Annotated in this window: 3 protein-coding genes; 1 reads left to right on the top strand and 2 read right to left on the bottom strand. The window is 37.4% G+C overall.

The genetic code is table 11. The annotated features are described in order from the left end of the window. On the bottom strand, nucleotides 1-272 hold a 272-nt coding region (locus tag AC1DPQ_RS25810), incomplete at its 3' end, for a dihydrofolate reductase family protein (protein ID WP_477611317.1). A 9-nt stretch (nucleotides 273-281) separates the two neighbouring features. After that, nucleotides 282-677, bottom strand: a complete 396-nt coding sequence (locus AC1DPQ_RS25805; protein ID WP_477585043.1) for a GNAT family N-acetyltransferase — start codon at nucleotides 675-677, stop codon at nucleotides 282-284. 171 nt (nucleotides 678-848) lie between these two features. Between AC1DPQ_RS25805 and AC1DPQ_RS25800 the strand changes: the two genes are divergently transcribed. After that, entirely contained in the window at nucleotides 849-2,141 is a 1,293-nt protein-coding gene (locus AC1DPQ_RS25800; RefSeq protein ID WP_477611316.1) for a tetratricopeptide repeat protein, read from the top strand. Nucleotides 2,142-2,145: the final 4 nt, after the last annotated feature.

Below are 2,145 nucleotides of genomic sequence, written 5' to 3'. Positions count from 1 at the left end.
GTATCATCGCTGATTTTGGTTTGCGAAAAAATATATTTTTTCTTGCTGTTAATGTTTTCGGAGATCGATTTCATCAATTCATCCTCTTCTTCTCCAGGCTGGTAATTTCCCCAGAGATCATAGCTGATTCGTCCATAAAAAATAGAATCTATGCCATCTAAAAAATCGTTAAAATTGGCATCGCCATCCATAATACACCAATCAATTTCTCCATTAGGTCCTTCAATGTAGCCATCAAGCGTAACGGCAAGGTTTAGAATAATTTTTTTCATATTTCGAAATTATTTTATCCGTTCGATACTAAAAGCGCGATCTTCTTTGTTAAAACCCACTTTAGGGTAATAATCAAAAGCAGTAGGTACTGATAAGAGAAGAAGCATACATTGATCTCCGAGTTTTTGACGTGTAATAGCAATCATTTCTTTGCCTATTCCCGAACTTTTTAAATCTGTAAATACTGCTAGATCTGCGAGGTAAGCGCACCAGACCCAATCGGTAATGGTTCTGGAAATACCAACAAGTTTATCTTCCTGCCAGGCCGTAACCAATAAGTCTGCATTTTTTAACATCAATGCTATTCTTTCTGGTTCAGTTGGCCTTTTAAGTCCGGCCTGGACAAATAGTTCAATTACTTCTTCTGGTGTAGGGATAACACCTATCTCATAGGTAATATTCATATCAATAGGTTTTACTACTAAATTACAAAATATCACTTAATGGACTAATATAAAATAGGTTTTGAATTTAGATTTGGGATTCATCACTATCAGTTAATTTTTCAACTTAACCTTAACTTAACATATACGCTCTTACTTTGTTCAGCATTGCCTGATATAGATGCTTTTAACATGACCAAACCCTTTAGTGTTCTTGTACTTTTTCTGCTTTTTATTTCGAACGCGATTGCCCAGGAAGAAAAATTCGAATCGATTATTGCCCTGAATCAAAAAGATCCGACTGCAGCCCTGGCTCAATTAAAAAAAATATACGCCAAATCTATCGATGACAATGATGAGCTTTTAGAAGGCAAATGTTTGCAGCAGATGGGTAAGATTTGTTATACACAAGGGCATTTCAGTCAATCGTTAGAGTTCTTTTTAAAAGCCGATAAAATATTCAACAATGCCAATCAATCGCTTTTATTGGCAGCCAACCTTAACGATGCGGGCGTGCTCTACTATTATATGAAGCAGAAAGACAAGGCTATGCATAGCTATAACAAAGCCATCGGTATCTATAAAAGATCGAATAACTTAACCGGACAGGCAACCGTTTTGGGCAATATTGGGCAGTTATACGAAAAAAGGCAACTTTACGACAGTGCATTTTACTATCAAAAGCTCGCTTTAAAAATAAACGGGCAGGTTAATGATAAAAGTGGGGCGGCAAAAATACACGAAAACCTGGGCAGTATATATGAAGATCTGGAGCGTTACGATTCTGCTTATGTGCATTTTAAACAGTCTCTAAATTTATATCAGGAAGATCATAATGACCTCGGGAGTATCGAGGTCATTAATAATTTGGGCGATATCCTCCGTAAAACAGGCCGGTACAAGGAAAGTATTGTGCTAACCGAAACAGCGTTGAAACTGGCCGAAAAGATGGGTAATATCTATCAGTTAAGCTCCTGCTGCAGAGATTTGGGCAAGGCATTCGAACTGTTGAACAACATGGACAGCGCCTACCACTATGTAAAACTTGGCTATAAATACACGATCGATCTGTATTCGGAAGACGGTGCCCGGCAGGTAGCTTTTTTGCAGGTGCTTTACGATATCAATAAAAAATCGGATGAGATAAATAAACTGAAAAACGATCGGAAGGTGAACAGGATCATTGCTTTTTCTGCCACAATTGTAGTCATATTATTGGTTGTTTTGGGATTTGTTATTTTTAGCAGACAAAGGTTAAAATTAAGAGATCAACAGATGCTGGCGCGGCAGAAAGCAATAGAGCATGATATGACCAGTCTGGCGCTCAAAAATCTTCAGCTCGAAGAGCAAAATCTTAAACAGTTGCTGGAGGTTAAAAGTAGAGAACTGTCTACCCATACCTTAAATCTGATTAAACACAACCAATTCCTTGAAAATCTTAGGGGTACCTTACAAGCAATGGTAAAAGATTACAAGCAATGGTAAAAGA

The sequence above is a fragment of the Pedobacter sp. 01T416_2 genome (assembly GCF_056398925.1).
Note: the sequence above shows the minus strand (reverse complement) of the source record. Positions and strands in the feature narration are given on the sequence as shown.

Coding starts and splice junctions, on each gene's coding strand:
- AC1DPQ_RS25805 (WP_477585043.1), bottom strand. CDS start 677: ATGAATATTACCTATGAGATAGGTGTTATCCCTACACCAGAAGAAGTA.
- AC1DPQ_RS25800 (WP_477611316.1), top strand. CDS start 849: ATGACCAAACCCTTTAGTGTTCTTGTACTTTTTCTGCTTTTTATTTCG.